Raw genomic sequence first — 16,451 nt, 5'->3', positions numbered from 1 at the left:
TCATTGTCAATCGCTATCATGCCCTGACCTCCATATTACCGCAACTGCATAAGGCTGCAACTATCTCTCTCACCTACTCTACTAATATTATTTTTATATACGAACGACTAGTCTTTTACTATTAACAGAGCAAATAAACCATAGAACAAATAAAGTCAGACCATTAACTCGCTTGTGGTAACACCGCATTCTTCATACGTTTTTTGATAATCCTCTGTTTGTTACGTAAGCTTCTATCGCCTTGGTTGTCTTCATAGTACTTAGGATTGGTCAGCATCCCGATTAGCAATGCTGATTCATCACGATTAAGATTGGCAGCGGATTTATTAAAGTAATTTTGGGCAGCAGCTTCGACACCATAAATGCCGTTGCCAAATTCTGCCACATTTAGATAAGCTGTTAAGATACGCTGCTTGTCCCATATGGTTTCAATCATGACGGTGACAATAGCTTCTTCACCCTTACGAATGTAGGAGCGATGCGAGGTCAAAAATAAATTCTTTGCCAACTGCTGAGTAATCGTTGAGCCACCAGCAGACATTTTACCTGTTTCTTCGTTTTTCTTGCGGGCGGCCTCAATACCTTTAAAATCAAAGCCATTATGTTGACTAAAAGTTGAATCCTCACTGACAATCGCCGCTTGCTTAGCAGATTTAGCAATGTCGTCATATTCTACCCAAGTCTGAGTGACTGTGCCGCCTGTAAGTCGGTGAGTTAGCATAAACATACTATTATTAATTGGCTGGGTTTTCCAAATTAATAGTAGTCCAGCGACTAACACATGGAATGCTACGACTAACAACATTAATGCCAGTAATAGTCGTTCAATAAATTTGCCAAAACTTGCCATGCGCAAAGTATCCGAATAATTAAAAATAATAAAAGTTGTCAGCTAATGATAAGCAGCAGGCTATCTTACCTAATCTCACAATCGCTGTCATTATTTACCCCATTTCTTTATTATGTAATGATCTCTAAACAGTATTCACTTTTTATTTAAGGGCTTAAGACAAGTACCTTATAACAAGCATAAAAATAAGAGAATAAATATGCATAATGACAATAATATAACTGCCTTGCGCGCACGTATCATTGAAGCGAGCCCAAATCTTGGCAGCGATGAAAATCTTGATAACTGGTGGCTACTCGGCACATCTGGCTGTCATCTATGTGATGTCGCTGAGCAACTTATGGCGCGCTTTCAAAGCGTACAGCCTATCGAATATCAGCATGTTGATATCGCAGAATTTGATGAAGATCTGATGATGGAGTTTGCCACTACCATCCCCGTAATTCTGACGCCATCAAAACGATTAGACTATCCATTTTCAGTCATGGATTTGCAGCAGTTACTATAAATCTCTTGTTACTTTTACCTTCAAGCCTACTGTTAATAACACTCTGAAAATCAGCTACTATTTTATTTGTTTCAGCCTTGATTATTTACTAGTATAAAATTCAAACTTTTGCTATTTTGACTAAATGGTCAAGATAGTAAATTGACTAGATAAGGATTATCACCATTTGAGATTATAAACCTAGCCCTACGATCAGTCCGATATTGACTACGGATCTGAACATTTATCGATAAGGATTGTTGATAATGTATACTTTTTTGGCCCTCGCACCAATTTTAGTCGTTTTAGTCTTGCTGGTAGTGATGCGCCTACCGGCAAAAATATCTATGAGTGTTGCCTATTTAGTGACCGCTCTTTTAGCCTTGTTCGTTTGGCAAGCGAGTGGTGCCCAAGTAGCAGCAGCTACTACAAATGGCATCATCATCGCTCTCACGCTTTTATTCATTGTATTTGCCGCTATTTTATTATTGAATACGTTAAAAGAAGGCGGCGCTATTGTCGCTATTCGTAAAGGCTTTATGGATATTTCGCCCGATAGACGCATTCAAGCGATCATTGTCGCTTGGTTATTCTGCTCGATGGTAGAAGGTTCCTCAGGATTTGGTACGCCCTCTGCTATTGGTGCGCCGCTATTATTGGCTTTAGGTTTTCCGGCCATGGCCTCTGTTATGGCAGTTCTCATTATTCAATCAACACCCGTATCATTTGGTGCTGTTGGTACCCCCATATTACTCGGTGTTTGGACGGGTATCAACGATAAGCAAGATATTACACAGGCCATTGCGCCACTTTCTGCGGAGAACTATCTACTACAAATCGCTGGTAACGTTGGTCTTATCCATGCGCTAGTGGGCTTTTTAATTCCGCTAATTTTAAGTGCGTTCTTAACCCGATTCTTTGGCGAAAAACGCTCCTTCGTTGAAGGACTAAAAGTATGGCCGTTTGCAATATTTGCCGGTCTCAGCTTTACTATCCCTTACTTCTTAGTAGCCAAATATCTAGGTCCTGAATTCCCATCGCTCGTTGGTGGTTTTATCGGTCTAATGATTGTACTGCCTGCCGCGAAACGTGGCTTTTTGATGCCAAAAGATACTTTTGACTTTGCACCACGTGCCAAATGGGACAAGGACTGGCTCGGGTCACTTGATGAAGAAAAATATGATGATTCGGTTGCACCAAAATTTTCTTTAATTCGTGCGTTTTCCCCTTATCTCATCGTTATCGCTCTATTAATTATAACTAGGGTCGTTGCACCGCTTAAAGCATTTTTGACTGGTGAATTGACTACGATTGAATTTAGCAATCTCTTTGGTACGACTATTTCTAGTAAAATACAGCTTGCTTACTCTCCTGGAGCGATTCTAATTATCAGCTCTTTGTTGTGCATCTTATTGTTTAAAATGAACGGTCAAGCCGTTAAGCGCAGTTGGAGTAATTCGGCGAAGACGATGGTTGCCGCCGCACCAGCTTTGCTATTCTCGGTGCCTATGGTACAAGTATTCATTAATTCAGGCTCAGCCGCTGAAGTCGCTACTGCGCTACCGGCTATGCCAATATTACTGGCTGAAAGCGCAGCTGGGGCTTTTCAAAATGCTTGGCCACTCGTTTCTCCATGGATTGGAGCGATGGGCGCTTTCATTGCCGGATCAAATACGGTTAGCAATATGATGTTCTCGTATTTTCAATGGTCAACTGCTAGCCAAATCGGTCTCGATAGTAACCTTGCAGCGCAAGTTGTCGCTCTGCAAGCGGTCGGCGGTGCCGCTGGTAATATGATTGCCGTGCACAATGTGGTCGCGGCTTGTGCGGTAGTCGGTCTGATGGATAAAGAAGGTTATGTTATACGAAAGACATTGGTGGCAATGACTTATTATGTGATACAAGCTGGTTTTATTGGTATGGCTATTATCTTTGGTCAACTATGGTGGTGGGCTTTAGCTGTGATTTGGCCGATAGCATTCTTTAGTATCATGTCGCTGACAAATAGAAAACGAGTCGTTAGTTAATATTGCAAGGTTACATGAATCACTAACCAAGTTATATATATTGATTATCAACACTTAATATGACGCTATTAGATTGTTTCTGATAGCGTCATATTGGTATTATAGTTTCTATATTATGATTATGAACCACATATTATAAACGCTATTTTACCGATACTTTAGCTTAGCTATACAGGAAACCTCCATGAAAGACTTGAGCAAAGTTACCGAAATTGAAGATCTGCGCCGTGTTGCCGAGCGCAAAATACCGCGTATGTTTTACGATTATGTCGATTCAGGCTCATGGACTGAAACCACTTACCGTAATAATGAGACGGACTTTGATCGTATTAAGTTACGCCAGCGGGTATTGGTAAATATGGACAATCGTAGCCTTGCGACGCAGATGATTGGCGAACAAGTCAAAATGCCAGTTGCGATTGCACCAACTGGTTTTACTGGCATGATGTGGGCGGACGGCGAGATTCATGCGGCGCGGGCAGCAGAGAAATTTGGCGTGCCTTTTTCACTATCAACCATGAGTATCTGCTCTATTGAGGATGTTGCTGAAAATACCAGTGCGCCGTTTTGGTTTCAGCTCTATGTCATGCGTGATCAGGACTTTATGGCCAATCTTATCCGCCGTGCCAAAGCGGCAAATTGTTCCGCGCTCATTTTGACAGCTGATCTGCAAGTACTTGGTCAACGTCATAAGGATATCAAAAACGGTCTATCCGCGCCGCCCAAACCAACCCTCGCCAATATCTTAAATCTAATGACCAAGCCAGAATGGTGTCTAAATATGCTTGGTACCAAACGTCGTACTTTTGGCAACATCGTCGGACATGCCAAAAACGTCGCTGATATGTCCTCACTTTCAGCATGGACAGCAGAACAGTTCGACCCGCGTTTGAGCTGGGATGATGTCGCACGTATCAAAGATGCATGGGGCGGCAAGCTAATTATAAAAGGTATTATGGAGCCTGAAGATGCTATCTTGGCTGCCCGTAGTGGTGCGGATGCACTGGTGGTCTCAAACCATGGTGGCCGTCAATTAGATGGTGCGCCCTCCTCAATCTCTGCTTTGAGCGACATCGTGCAGGCGGTTCATGCCGAAAATAGTGATATCGAGGTGTGGCTCGATAGTGGTATTCGCTCCGGTCAAGATGTCTTAAAAGCCATCTCTTTAGGTGCAAAAGGTACTATGATTGGGCGAGCTTTCTTGTACGGGCTAGGTGCTTATGGTGAAGATGGGGTGCGCCGTGCGCTTGAGATTATCCATAAAGAATGTGATATCAGTATGGCATTCTGTGGTCATACTGATATTAATCAGGTGACGGATGATATTTTAGTCAAAGGAACTTACGAGCAGCTCAAGTCAGCATTACCTTATGTCCCACCAATGCGCTGGTAGACTTTAGTCTTACACAAGTAGATTTATATGCGACAGCTTTGTTTATCTAACCGTTAGCCCTTATACTCTATCTATCATCTTTCACTGATATTTAGCTTTTATGACCATTAAACAACTTCTAAAAACAGCGCCCGTCACCACTCTACTCTTAGTCAGCTTTATTGGGCTATTTATCATGCAAGTGCTGACAGGCGTCGATGCCAATAATCCCTCGACTGAAGCCCTGCTCAATTGGGGCGCTAATGCCCTGCCCTTAACCATGACTGATGATCCATGGCGACTGGTCAGCAGTGCGTTTTTGCACATTGGCTTGATGCATTTATTGTTTAATGGCTTTGCCATGTACTTCTTCGGGCAAATTGCGGAGCCGATGTTTGGCTCAGCTAAATTTTTGGCATTGTTTTTATTGGCGGCAATCGGTGGCAACTTACTTAATAATCATGTGACATGGCAAGGTATTTTAGATGGTACTGGACAACCGGGGCTTTCAGCTGGCGCATCTGGTGGTATCATGGGTATCGGTGGCGCACTTTTAATAGCCGCGCTGTTTAAAATATCTGTTAATGGCATGGTGCTCAATTTAAGAAGCCTGATATTTATTATGGGTATCAACCTTGTATATGGCTTTGCGGTACCGGGCATTGATAATGCAGGACATATCGGCGGCGCTATTACTGGCTTAGTAATTGCACTGGCTTTTGCTATCGCTTACCGTCAGCGTATGGCGATTGCTCTACAAAACGTACCTAACATTCCTATTTATCAGAACCGTTATCAAACTGATTACCCAAATGACTATCAGACCAGCTATATCGATCACCCAGCGAGTAGCGATGCTGACGTTAATAACAATGATTTTAATGTCGGTCTTAATAGCGGCTTCAATAGTGATACTTATTCTGATAATGGCACTTATGCAAATTCAGACAGGAACATCAACGCCGCTCATGCCAATATTATCAAACAAAAAACGCCTGCGAAACCTGCCTTTATTTGGCAGCTACTACCATGGATTATGATGTTGTTGATAAGCATTGGCTTCGTCTGGTGGTGGCAAGATATTCATCAACAAATCTTACAAGTGTTAAAAACCATTGAGTAAACCGTCATACTTATTTATCATTGCTAAATAGCTCATGAAAACAGCATATTCGTTTATTTTTCCCTACTCACTTTTTTCTACCCAATTATTACCACTCACTTATGAGATTCAATTATGTTCAAACTTGCAGCGCTCTCTAATAACTCTAAGTGCGCCTTGCTTAGTACTTTAACGGCCACTGCACTATTTAGCGTGGCTAGCTTGTCCAGTGCAGCACTTTTTAACAACCTACCTACTGACCAAGACGCTGAACTAAGCGTTGGCGTCAATGTCATGGCGGTCAACTCAGCCTATGATTTGGAAGATAACACCGAGATTCGGGTATTGCCGGGCGTGTTCTATGATAATAATAGAGTCTATGCGCGCGGTGCTCAAGCTGGTGTTTACCTTCACAATGATGGCACTAATCAGCTGTCTGCTTACGCTCAATTATCAGGTTCAGAGTTTGATCCTGAAGATGCGAATGGTGCGCTTCAAGGTCTGGACGAGCGTAAAACCTCAGCCGTTGCCGGTTTAACTTATCTACGCCGCACCCCTATTGGCGGCTTCCGTGGGCAATTTGCCACTGACATTCTAGATCGTAGTGGTGGGAATACTGCTCGCTTAACGTATCTTGCCAAAATTGCTAAGGGCAAACTAACGGTCTATCCGAGTGTTGGCTTTGAATATTATGATGCGGACTACAATGAATACTATTATGGTGTAAGTGATGAAGAGTCGGCAAAAACGGGTGTTGAAGCTTATACCTCTAATTCGAGCTTGAATCCGTACGTCAATGTTAGTGCCAACTATGACTTCAGTGAAAACTGGGCAGGATTTTTTAATCAAAGCTTAAGCTACTTGCCTAACGAGCAATACGATAGTCCAATGGTTGACTCGCGTACTGATGCAACGACGACGCTTGGTTTGCTTTATAAGTTTTAGAGTTCTTGAAAATGTGATAGAAAAAGCCGAGCATTTTGCTTGGCTTTTTTATTGTGTTAATTCGTTGATATGAGACACTAGCCTATCATATAAATTCCAGATTTGATTTTATATATAGGATTGCACCATTATGTTCCACGCTACCCTTTGGATGATTGGAGCACTCACCTCATTTTGTTTAATGGCCATTGGTGCTCGTGAGCTGAATAGTCAAATTGGTGTTTTTCAGATTTTATTCTTCCGAAGCATAGTAGGACTACTGGTATTATTGCCAATAATATTTTTATCAAATTTTTCATCAAAAAAGAGCAATTTTTTATTACCCAAGCGTATTAAATTACACTTAGTGAGAAACTTATTTCATTTCGCGGGGCAATATGGATGGTTCTTAGGTATAGGACTACTGCCCTTAGCAACCGTTTTTGCTATCGAATTCACCGTACCTTTTTGGACGATAATCATCTCGTATCTCTTCCTAAAAGAGTCTATAACTGTAAAAAAAGTTATTGCCGTATTACTAGGCATTCTTGGGGTAATAGTCATCGTTCAACCTAGCTTAGATGTCGCTCACTATGCGTCACTAATCGTGTTAGGAGCCGCTATTTGCTATGCCTTTTCTCATGTGGCCACAAAATCGTTATCTAATACTGAAAGCCCAATCACCATCATTTTTATGATGTGTTTGATACAAGCGCCTTTAGGATTGCTTTTATTTATAGAAGGATGGACAACGCCAGTAGGTATTCAGTGGCTATGGCTCGTAATCATAGGTGTAACGGCACTATCGGCACATTATTGTATGACCAAAGCCATGCAACATGCAGAGGTTACATTCGTGGTCACTATGGATATGTTTAGATTGCCGCTAATCTCAATCATCGGTGTGCTTTTGTATTCTGAGAGCTTTGGCGTTGCCTTAATCATTGGCATGCTGCTAATAGTCGCTGGTAACGCGTTAAATATATATTCTAGGAAAGTAGATAAGGATAGTATTACTCGATAGCGAAGTTAAGCATAAGCCTGATGGTTGACTCAAGGACTGATACAACGACGACGCTTGTTTTGCTTTTCTTGTTTTTAAATACAATCACTCATATGCTGACAGGTGCTCAATGAATCAAATTTTGCTAAATAATTGCAAAGCGCCATCAAGTTTCTCCAGTGTATAAAACAATAATGAGAAAATATTAGAACATGAACGACATTAGTTGTCTTTTATATCTAGATTATTGCGTCGTATAGATTATCTTGCATTAATTATTGGCAAGGTACATTATATAATGAACATTGAATAATTATAGCAAGGGACATAAAGGACATTGCTTCTGTTTTAGACTAAGCCTGTTACATGGAAATATTATTATCTTTCTACAACTGATAATGCTTCTCATGTATCTTATTTGTTTAATTGTTCGTATGTTAATTTTTATAGAAGAAAATCTAAATTTACACTTTCCTATAAGGTGAAATAATGACTACATCAGCTAAGGTAATAGCTAATGCTTTTATTGAGCGTTCACATCAAGAAAGTAAGCCTCTATCAAATATGCAACTACAAAAGTTAGTATATATAGCCAATGGCTTTTGTCTTGCCTTGCTTGATAAGCCTTTATACTATGATGAAACCTTTGCATGGACTTATGGACCTTTGATTAAACCTCTCTATTCTAGTTTGATGAACTATGGCTCAAAAGAAGTAACTTTATTGATTAATATAAACGACTATGAAGATGGAATTGATGAAAACGAAATGAAAGTCATTAATTATGTTTGGTCAAAATATAGCGATATGACGGCTTACAAACTATCTGATCTCACGCATCAGGTTGGCACTCCTTGGGACATTACGTGGAAAAATAATGATTATGGTGTTATAGATAACGATCTGATTGCCGCATATTATAAAGATTTAATAGAAAGTATAATTGAGTAATTATGAGTTAATCTAACGCTTTGGTAGAGAATATGGATAAAAAAGAAGATTTAGACGAAAAACTTCAATCGCTTCTTGATGAAAAAGATATTCCTGATAGGAATATCGCAAGGTTACTTGACAGGAAAAACAATAGTGTTCAAGACTATTTGTCCAGATATCGCGAAAAGTCCAAGGAAGATCCGTCTAAAGACCCATATCAGATTAAACAAGACGAATTGGCTCATAGGCGTTCTGAAGAAACTCTTAAAGACTATAAAGAAACAAATACACTTAGGCAAAAATATGCGAAAAATATTTATCGTTTAACATACATTTGGCTAATTTTTATCGGTAGCGTTGTTCTGTTAACAGGAATTGGCGATTTAAATATAGTTATAGGAAAGTTCAATATTGAGCTTATTGATTTCAGATTATCAGATAATGTACTAATAGCTTTTATTACTACCACAACTATTAATGTAATTGGAATTATCTATATCGTAGCTAGATGGTTATTTCCAAATGGAATTGAAGTATATAAAGAGAAGGATTAGCATAAATAATCATTTATATTCTAATATAATGAACGCTAATGATCACAAGAAAGACCTTGCCACACGACGTGACAAGGTCTTTTTATCTATCCAAATAAAATCTAGATTAAGAAGGATGTACCATATCAGCTGGCGTCACCCACTCATCAAACTGAGCTTCAGTTAATAGTTCTAATTCAACGGCAACTTGCTTCAACGTTTTGTTTTCTTTATAAGCAGTCTTGGCGATTTTCGCGGCATTTTCATAACCAACATGACGGTTCAATGCGGTGACTAGCATTAATGAATTGTGCAAGAAGTCATCGATTTTGTCTTTGACAGGCTCAATACCAACGGCACAGTTATCGTTAAAGCTATTGCACGCATCACCCAATAATTGGATAGATTGTAATAAGTTAAAGGCGATAACAGGCTTATAAACGTTAAGCTCAAAGTTGCCTGACGCGCCTGCCATGCTGATCGTGACGTCGTTACCCATCACTTGAGCGACAACCATGGTCATTGCTTCTGATTGGGTTGGGTTCACTTTACCTGGCATGATAGAAGAGCCTGGCTCGTTCTCTGGAATCGTCAATTCACCTAGACCACAACGAGGCCCTGATGCCAACCAACGTACGTCGTTAGCGATTTTATTTAAGCTACCTGCTAGCGTTTTTAGTGCGCCTGAAGCAAAGACTTCAGCATCACGAGCGGCTAGTGCTTCAAATTTATTCGGTGACGTTACGAACGGCAAGCCTGTTAATTCAGCCAATTGCTCCGCTGATTTTACTGCATAATCAGGATGGGCGTTTAGACCTGTACCAACCGCCGTACCGCCTAGTGGCAATTCGTATAAGCCTTGTAGCGCGTTGTCGATACGGGTCAACGAATGGTCAAGTTGGCTGACATAACCGCTAAATTCTTGACCTAAAGTCAAAGGCGTGGCGTCTTGTAAGTGGGTACGACCGATTTTAACAATGCTATCAAACTCTTTGGCTTTAGCATCTAGCGTATCGCGTAATGCTTTTACTGCTGGGATAAGCAGGCTGTTGATTTGACGAGCAGCAGCCACACGAATCGCTGTTGGGAAGCTGTCGTTGGTAGATTGTGCATGGTTGACATGGTCATTTGGGTGAATCGGCGTATAGCTACCACGCTCAGAACCAGCAATTTCGTTGGCACGATTGGCTAGTACTTCGTTCATGTTCATGTTGGACTGCGTACCAGAACCCGTCTGCCATACCACTAATGGAAACTGATCCGTTAAACCACCGTTGATAACTTCATCAGCAGCTTGTACGATTAAATCGCGCTTATCGCCTTCGATACGCTCAAGGCTAGCATTGGTAATAGCAGCAGCTTTTTTGACTAAAGCCATTGCTTCAATCATCGGACGTGGCAACGTCTCGCCACCGATTTTAAAGTTCTCACGGCTACGCTGAGTTTGCGCACCCCAATAAGCGTCAGCTGGGACTTCCACGTTGCCCATGGTATCTTTTTCGGTACGAGTTGCCTGATTCTGTGTCGACATAACTACCCTCTTTGATGGTTTGTTGTATAGCTGCTTCGAAAAAAGTGCAACACACGCTGCACATAAAGGAAAATACGATGTAAAGTGGCGTTATGATAGCATGACTAGGCCGTGTTGAATATTCACAAATAGGTATTGATACCGCCTAAAAGCACCAGCCATCATCAACTTAATACATTATAAGATAGTATATCTATGCATCCTGAGCTAAAGAACTCTAAGTCTTATGACTCTAACTCTAATGAATCTAAAGTTAGCAATCCTCCTAGACGGCAATTTACCCGCCAGCGTCGCCAGTTAAGTGCAGGCGAACGCAGACAATACGCGCGCATGGCAAGTTTGCATTTAATTAAGTTACAGCAGCGCTTGGCTCCGCGTGCGCGTATTGGCTTATATTATGATGGCTTTGGCGAGCTGCCCACTCAGCCACTATTGGATTGGTGTCAACGCTTAGGCTATTTACCTTATTTACCAGTGGTTGGTTCGCTCGGTCGTGATAATAAGGGAAACGTTGATAAACACCTGCGCTTTGTGCCTATTTATCAATCGAAACTGTTAAACATACCGACACGTATTCACAGCTTAGGTATGAAACAAAACCATCATCGTCGACTACTTTGGGCGCGAGAATTAGATGTAATTATCTGTCCGTTAGTAGCGGTTGATAAAAGCGGTAATCGTATGGGCATGGGTGGTGGCTTTTATGATACGACGCTTGGAAGAAGCTATCAGGCAGGGTTAAAGAAACCGTTGAAAATTGGCTGGTGTTATGATTTTCAAGTGGTTGAGGCGTTACAGCGTCAACCATGGGATGTGCCATTAGATGGCTTGATTACGCCAAGCGGCATAAGGTGGTTTTGATGACTGATAAGAAAATTTCCATGGATGACAAATCTAGTGCCGAGAACGTTGAGCAGCATTTAGGGCAATTAGAAAAAACGGAAGTGGCTAGAGAGCAGCTTTATTATAGTCAAGAGCAGCCCTTTAGCTCTGATGAGTTGGCAAGGGTAATTAATAAGAAACGCTTAAATGAGCTATTGGCGCAAAGCGATGACTTTTTGCGTGGCTTATCAGGTGAGATTAAAGATTTTGATGAGGATAGTTCTAAATAATACCTGACTCTTAACTTAGTATGAACTACCGTAGGCTGATGCTTTTAGACCTGAAAAGCGTTAAAAAATTGCACTGCAATTTTAGCTTTGCAAGGAAAATCCTTTAAATAGAATTTTCTCAATTACTTGACTTTAATAAGTATCATACAAGTTAAAAACTCAGCCTACATTAACTAACCACCAAACTAAAAAGGCGAATGATTATAAAATCACTCGCCTTTTTCATATCTACTATTAGGGTTTAGATTATTGATTAAAGCACCATCGCCGCAATCCAACCAAATACCAACAACGGAATGTTGTAATGTAAGAAGGTCGGCACCACGCTGTCCTTGATATGGTCATGTTGACCGTCGATATTTAGACCAGATGTCGGACCAAGGGTCGAATCTGACGCCGGAGAACCTGCATCACCAAGCGCGCCAGCCGTACCAATAATTGCAACCGTCGCCAGTGGCGAAAAGCCTAGAGAAATACAGAGCGGCACATAAATCGCGGCAATAATTGGAATGGTTGAGAATGACGAGCCGATGCCCATCGTGACCACCAAACCAATTCCAAGCATGACCAAAGCAGCAATGGCTTTATTACCTGCAAACAAGTTGGTCGCGCCATCGATGAGCGGTGCAATTTCACCCGTCGCTTTCATGACTTCTGCAAATCCCTGCGCGGTAATCATAATAAAGCCAATCATCGCCATGAGTTTAATACCGTCATTAAATACGGTGTCAGCTTCACGCCACTTGACCACGCCCGTTGCCATAAAGACGGCAAAGCCAAACATCGAGCCTAGCAACAGCGAATCCGTATAAAGCTGTACGACAAAGGCGGTGACAATTGCAGCTAGGGCGACAAGCGTTTTTAGCTTACTTTGAGACTGCGCACCAGCTGCGGTTTTGCTTAAAGAATCACCTTCAACAACTGCATCATGAGCTTCTTTATCTATCGCTACTTGCTTATATTGGCGCGGCTTACGATAGCTGATAAATACCGCTGTCAGTAAACCAACCAACATACCGAGCGCCGGAATCGCCATGGCCTTAACCACAGAAATATTGGCGATATCAATGCCTGCTTCACCAACGTTTTTTAGCATGATTTGATTGAGATAAATATCACCAAAGCCATATGGGATAAACATATAGGTAGTGACCAAACCAAAGGTCAAAAGGCAAGCGATTAAGCGTCTATCAATCTGCATGCGGTTAAAGGCGAGCAACAATGGCGGCACAAGCAGTGGAATAAATGCGATATGAATGGGGATTAAGTTTTGACTAAAGCAACTCATGGTGATTAAGCCTGCAAACAGCATATACTTAATCATGCCACCAGTACCACCCGCATCAATACGCTTGATCACCGCCCCTGCCAATGATTGCGGCAACCCTGAGTGCGCAATCGCCACCGCAAAAGCACCAAGTAGCGCGTAAGACAGGGCGATTTGGGCCCCATTGCGAATACCTTCTTGAAAGGCCTCTAAGGTATCGGTGATACCGAGACCCGCTATCAGCCCGCCCGCCAGTGCACCAATTAATAAACTGAGCACCACGTGCACTCGCGAAAGTGACAGTCCTAGCATAATAACGACTGCCAGTAGTACCGCGTTGATGGTCATGTGTTGCCCCTTTTGCTTGATGCTCTGGCCTAATTAAGACCTATTAATATCTTAAAACCTATGAATACTGCCCTGATGTCTAAAATGCTTTGATCCAAAAAGCACGGTTTCAGACGCGCGTCAGTTTACCTTATTTTTCCTATAAAGCCTACGCTCAGAACGGAGCAGATATTAGCCGGATTAAAAATAATCAAGTATTATTCTTTACCCTGTTGAGTAGTAAGGCCTTGCAATTTTTTATGGGGACACCATTTATCTAAACATGAACCACGAACTTGACTTTACAAGTCTGGTGAACGAGGAAAGATTATATGAGTAATAACGAACATAACATCGAAAAAGACGATCTTGCTCAAGACAACCATGCGCAAGATAATGTTGAACAAGACAATAACGATCTTGAAAACTCGTCTGCATCTATAAAAGATGCCAAGAAGGATGATCATTCAGACAACTATCTGCCGCTACTGGCGCTCAGAGACGTGGTGGTCTATCCGCATATGCAAATCGCCCTATTTGTCGGTCGTGCGCCATCCGTACAAGCGGTTGAGCTTGCACAAGCCGAATATGGTAATAAAGTATTGGTCGTTGCACAAAAAGACTCGCTGACCGAGGACATCGATCATGACAACTTGTACCAATATGGTACGGTTTGCCGCATCGTCAGCACCATGCCACATGATAGCGATGAGGATTGCATCAAAGTCCTTATCGAAGGTCAATATCGTGCGCGTGTCGATACGATTCAGGACCATGATAACGTCTTGATGGCAAGCTTTGAGCGTGCTGACCTCGACATGCAAATGGATGACAGTCAGCAGAAAAACACCATTCAAGCTTTAACCAGCTTGTTTGAAAGCTATGCTGATGCACGTCTACGTAATGCCCGTGAGCTCACTCGTGTGGCGAAACGCATTGATGACTTGCTTGAGTTGGTATATTTCATCTCAACTCGAGTCTCGATGGATCTTGATATCAAGCAATCGTTTTTAGAAAATGACGATATCAAAACCCACATCAACACTTTGACTGAATATTTGGTTAAGCAAAGCGCTGAGCAGAATATCGAGCAAGATATTCAAGATGCCGTCCGTCAACAGATGGAAGACAATCAGCGCGAGTATTTCTTAAATGAAAAAATGAAAGCCATCAAAAATGAGCTGTCTGACATGAATGACGGCGCATTTGATGGTGACGACGATGTCGCTGAGCTTGAAAAACGCTTAGAAGATGCTGATTTGCCAGATGATGTGCGCAAAAAAGCAGAGCAAGAGTTTAAAAAGCTAAAAATGATGCCACCTGCATCGAGTGAATCATCAGTCGTACGTAACTATATTGAGTGGATTTTGGATACGCCGTGGAATGCGACGACTAAAGTTTCTATCAATTTAGAGAAAGCTAAGACCACTCTCGATGAAGACCACTATGGCTTGCAAGATGTTAAAGATCGCATCTTAGAATACCTCGCAGTCCAATCGCGAGTGAAAAAACTTCGCGGTCCGATTCTTTGTCTTGTCGGTCCTCCTGGTGTTGGTAAAACCTCATTAGGTGAGTCGATTGCGCGTGCAACTGGTCGTAAGTTTGTCCGTATGGCGCTTGGTGGCGTCCGTGATGAAGCTGAAATCCGTGGTCATCGCCGTACTTACATCGGTGCGATGCCGGGTAAAATCGTCCAGTCTTTAGCTAAAGTGGAGGTTAAAAACCCACTATTCTTGTTAGACGAAGTCGATAAAATGGCACAAGACTTCCGTGGCGATCCAGCATCAGCGCTATTAGAAGTATTAGATCCGTCACAGAATGACAAGTTTAATGACCATTATTTAGATATGGACTTAGACTTATCACAAGTGATGTTTATCTGTACCGCTAACAGCATGGATATTCCGCCTGCCCTTCTTGACCGGATGGAAGTCATCCGTCTACCGGGTTACACCGAAGAAGAAAAGGTCAATATTGCGAAAAAATATCTCGTACCAAAAGCCATCAAGCAAAATGGGCTTAAAGAAGGCGAGATTGAAATCGTAGAAGCGGCACTGCATAGCATCGTACGTAGCTACACACGTGAAGCAGGTGTGCGTAACCTTGAGCGTGAAGTGAATAAAATCTGCCGTAAAGTCGTGCGCGGTTCAGTTGAAAGTCATGGCGCACGTGCTCCGAAAAAAGACGAGCGTGAGCTGGTCGTGGTCGATGACAAAAATATCGATGACTACTTAGGCGTCCATCAGTATGATTATGGTCTAGCAGAAGAAGAGCCTGAGATTGGTCGTATCACTGGCCTTGCATGGACACAAGTCGGTGGTGAGTTACTCACTATCGAAGCAGTCGCCATGAAAGGTAAAGGTGAGCTTAGCTTTACTGGCTCATTAGGTGATGTGATGAAAGAGTCTATTCGCGCAGCGATGAGCGTAGTACGTGCTCGTGGTGATAGCTTAGGTATTGACTACGAAACGGTCAAAACGACTGATATTCATGTGCATATGCCAGAGGGTGCGACACCAAAAGATGGTCCATCTGCAGGTGGTGCACTGACAACAGCCCTAGTATCTGCCTTGACTGGCATCGCTATTCGTCCAGATATTGCGATGACAGGTGAGATTACGCTGCGCGGTAAAATCTTGCGTATTGGTGGCCTCAAAGAGAAGCTACTAGCCGCGCATCGTGGTGGCATCAAGCATGTGTTGATTCCAGCAAGTAATGAGCGCGACTTGGCCGATATCCCTGATAACGTCAAAGAAGGCTTAACCATTCAGCCAGTGGCAACGATTGATGAGATATTAAAAGTTGCTTTGGTCAGTATGCCAACGCCACTTAAACCAGCTAAAGTGACGGTTGATAAAACCTCAAGCAAAGCGCTGCACAATTAATCTAAATTATTAATAGTTAATAGATGCAAAAAGACCGTAATTGATATTACGGTCTTTTTTTATGTTCAATATTTTTGAAAACCTATTCAAGTTTCCCT

The 16,451-nt window shown here is 42.0% G+C and carries 14 protein-coding genes; 11 read left to right on the top strand and 3 right to left on the bottom strand.

The features are described 5' to 3' along the window. Positions 1 to 163: 163 nt before the first annotated feature. Entirely contained in the window at positions 164 to 850 is a 687-nt protein-coding gene (gene mtgA, locus AAEY87_RS07860; RefSeq protein ID WP_350656684.1) for a monofunctional biosynthetic peptidoglycan transglycosylase, read from the bottom strand. A 199-nt stretch (positions 851 to 1,049) separates the two neighbouring features. Between mtgA and AAEY87_RS07855 the strand changes: the two genes are divergently transcribed. The 8 genes from AAEY87_RS07855 to AAEY87_RS07820 all read left to right on the top strand — a co-directional run bounded on the left by AAEY87_RS07855 (position 1,050) and on the right by AAEY87_RS07820 (position 9,252). Then, on the top strand, positions 1,050 to 1,358 hold the full coding sequence (locus AAEY87_RS07855) for a glutaredoxin family protein (protein ID WP_350656683.1): 309 nt from the start codon (positions 1,050 to 1,052) through the stop codon (positions 1,356 to 1,358). Positions 1,359 to 1,603: 245 nt separating this feature from the next. Beyond that, positions 1,604 to 3,364 carry an L-lactate permease gene (locus AAEY87_RS07850; protein ID WP_068036893.1) on the top strand — a complete coding sequence of 587 codons (1,761 nt, stop codon included), beginning with the start codon at positions 1,604 to 1,606 and terminating at the stop codon, positions 3,362 to 3,364. A 184-nt stretch (positions 3,365 to 3,548) separates the two neighbouring features. Continuing rightward, the gene (locus tag AAEY87_RS07845) at positions 3,549 to 4,757 is read left to right on the top strand and encodes an alpha-hydroxy acid oxidase (RefSeq protein ID WP_068328687.1); all 1,209 of its coding nucleotides are present in this window, start codon (positions 3,549 to 3,551) and stop codon (positions 4,755 to 4,757) included. Between the two features lie 100 nt (positions 4,758 to 4,857). Next, entirely contained in the window at positions 4,858 to 5,859 is a 1,002-nt protein-coding gene (locus tag AAEY87_RS07840) for a rhomboid family intramembrane serine protease (RefSeq protein ID WP_350656682.1), read from the top strand. A gap of 114 nt (positions 5,860 to 5,973) precedes the next feature. Then, complete coding sequence (locus AAEY87_RS07835; protein WP_350656681.1) at positions 5,974 to 6,783, top strand: MipA/OmpV family protein; 810 nt, start codon at positions 5,974 to 5,976, stop codon at positions 6,781 to 6,783. A 130-nt stretch (positions 6,784 to 6,913) separates the two neighbouring features. After that, a complete protein-coding gene (locus AAEY87_RS07830) occupies positions 6,914 to 7,786 on the top strand; it encodes a DMT family transporter (RefSeq protein WP_350656680.1) in 873 nt (290 codons plus the stop codon). A gap of 468 nt (positions 7,787 to 8,254) precedes the next feature. Beyond that, entirely contained in the window at positions 8,255 to 8,716 is a 462-nt protein-coding gene (locus tag AAEY87_RS07825) for a Panacea domain-containing protein (protein ID WP_350656679.1), read from the top strand. Between the two features lie 32 nt (positions 8,717 to 8,748). Further along, complete coding sequence (locus AAEY87_RS07820) at positions 8,749 to 9,252, top strand: hypothetical protein (protein WP_350656677.1); 504 nt, start codon at positions 8,749 to 8,751, stop codon at positions 9,250 to 9,252. A gap of 106 nt (positions 9,253 to 9,358) precedes the next feature. On the opposite strand, the gene fumC is transcribed toward AAEY87_RS07820, so the two are convergent. After that, entirely contained in the window at positions 9,359 to 10,762 is a 1,404-nt protein-coding gene (gene fumC / locus AAEY87_RS07815) for a class II fumarate hydratase (protein ID WP_350656676.1), read from the bottom strand. 195 nt (positions 10,763 to 10,957) lie between these two features. Here fumC and AAEY87_RS07810 point away from each other — a divergent pair, with 195 nt between their 5' ends. Further along, entirely contained in the window at positions 10,958 to 11,623 is a 666-nt protein-coding gene (locus AAEY87_RS07810) for a 5-formyltetrahydrofolate cyclo-ligase (RefSeq protein WP_350656674.1), read from the top strand. Beyond that, positions 11,623 to 11,874, top strand: a complete 252-nt coding sequence (locus tag AAEY87_RS07805; protein WP_350656672.1) for a hypothetical protein — start codon at positions 11,623 to 11,625, stop codon at positions 11,872 to 11,874. The genes AAEY87_RS07810 and AAEY87_RS07805 overlap by 1 nt, the downstream gene beginning before the upstream one ends. 253 nt (positions 11,875 to 12,127) lie before the next feature. Here the strand turns inward: AAEY87_RS07805 and AAEY87_RS07800 are convergent, their stop codons facing one another. Beyond that, positions 12,128 to 13,489 (bottom strand): Na+/H+ antiporter family protein, encoded by a 1,362-nt coding sequence (locus AAEY87_RS07800; protein ID WP_350656671.1) that lies wholly within the window; start codon positions 13,487 to 13,489, stop codon positions 12,128 to 12,130. Between the two features lie 311 nt (positions 13,490 to 13,800). Here AAEY87_RS07800 and lon point away from each other — a divergent pair, with 311 nt between their 5' ends. Continuing rightward, positions 13,801 to 16,353, top strand: a complete 2,553-nt coding sequence (lon, locus tag AAEY87_RS07795) for an endopeptidase La (protein ID WP_350656670.1) — start codon at positions 13,801 to 13,803, stop codon at positions 16,351 to 16,353. The last annotated feature ends 98 nt before the right edge of the window (positions 16,354 to 16,451 follow it).

It is taken from the genome of Psychrobacter sp. S1-30-MNA-CIBAN-0213, from assembly GCF_040309845.1.
GTDB lineage: Bacteria > Pseudomonadota > Gammaproteobacteria > Pseudomonadales > Moraxellaceae > Psychrobacter.
This window is presented reverse-complemented; position numbering and strand designations above follow the sequence as displayed.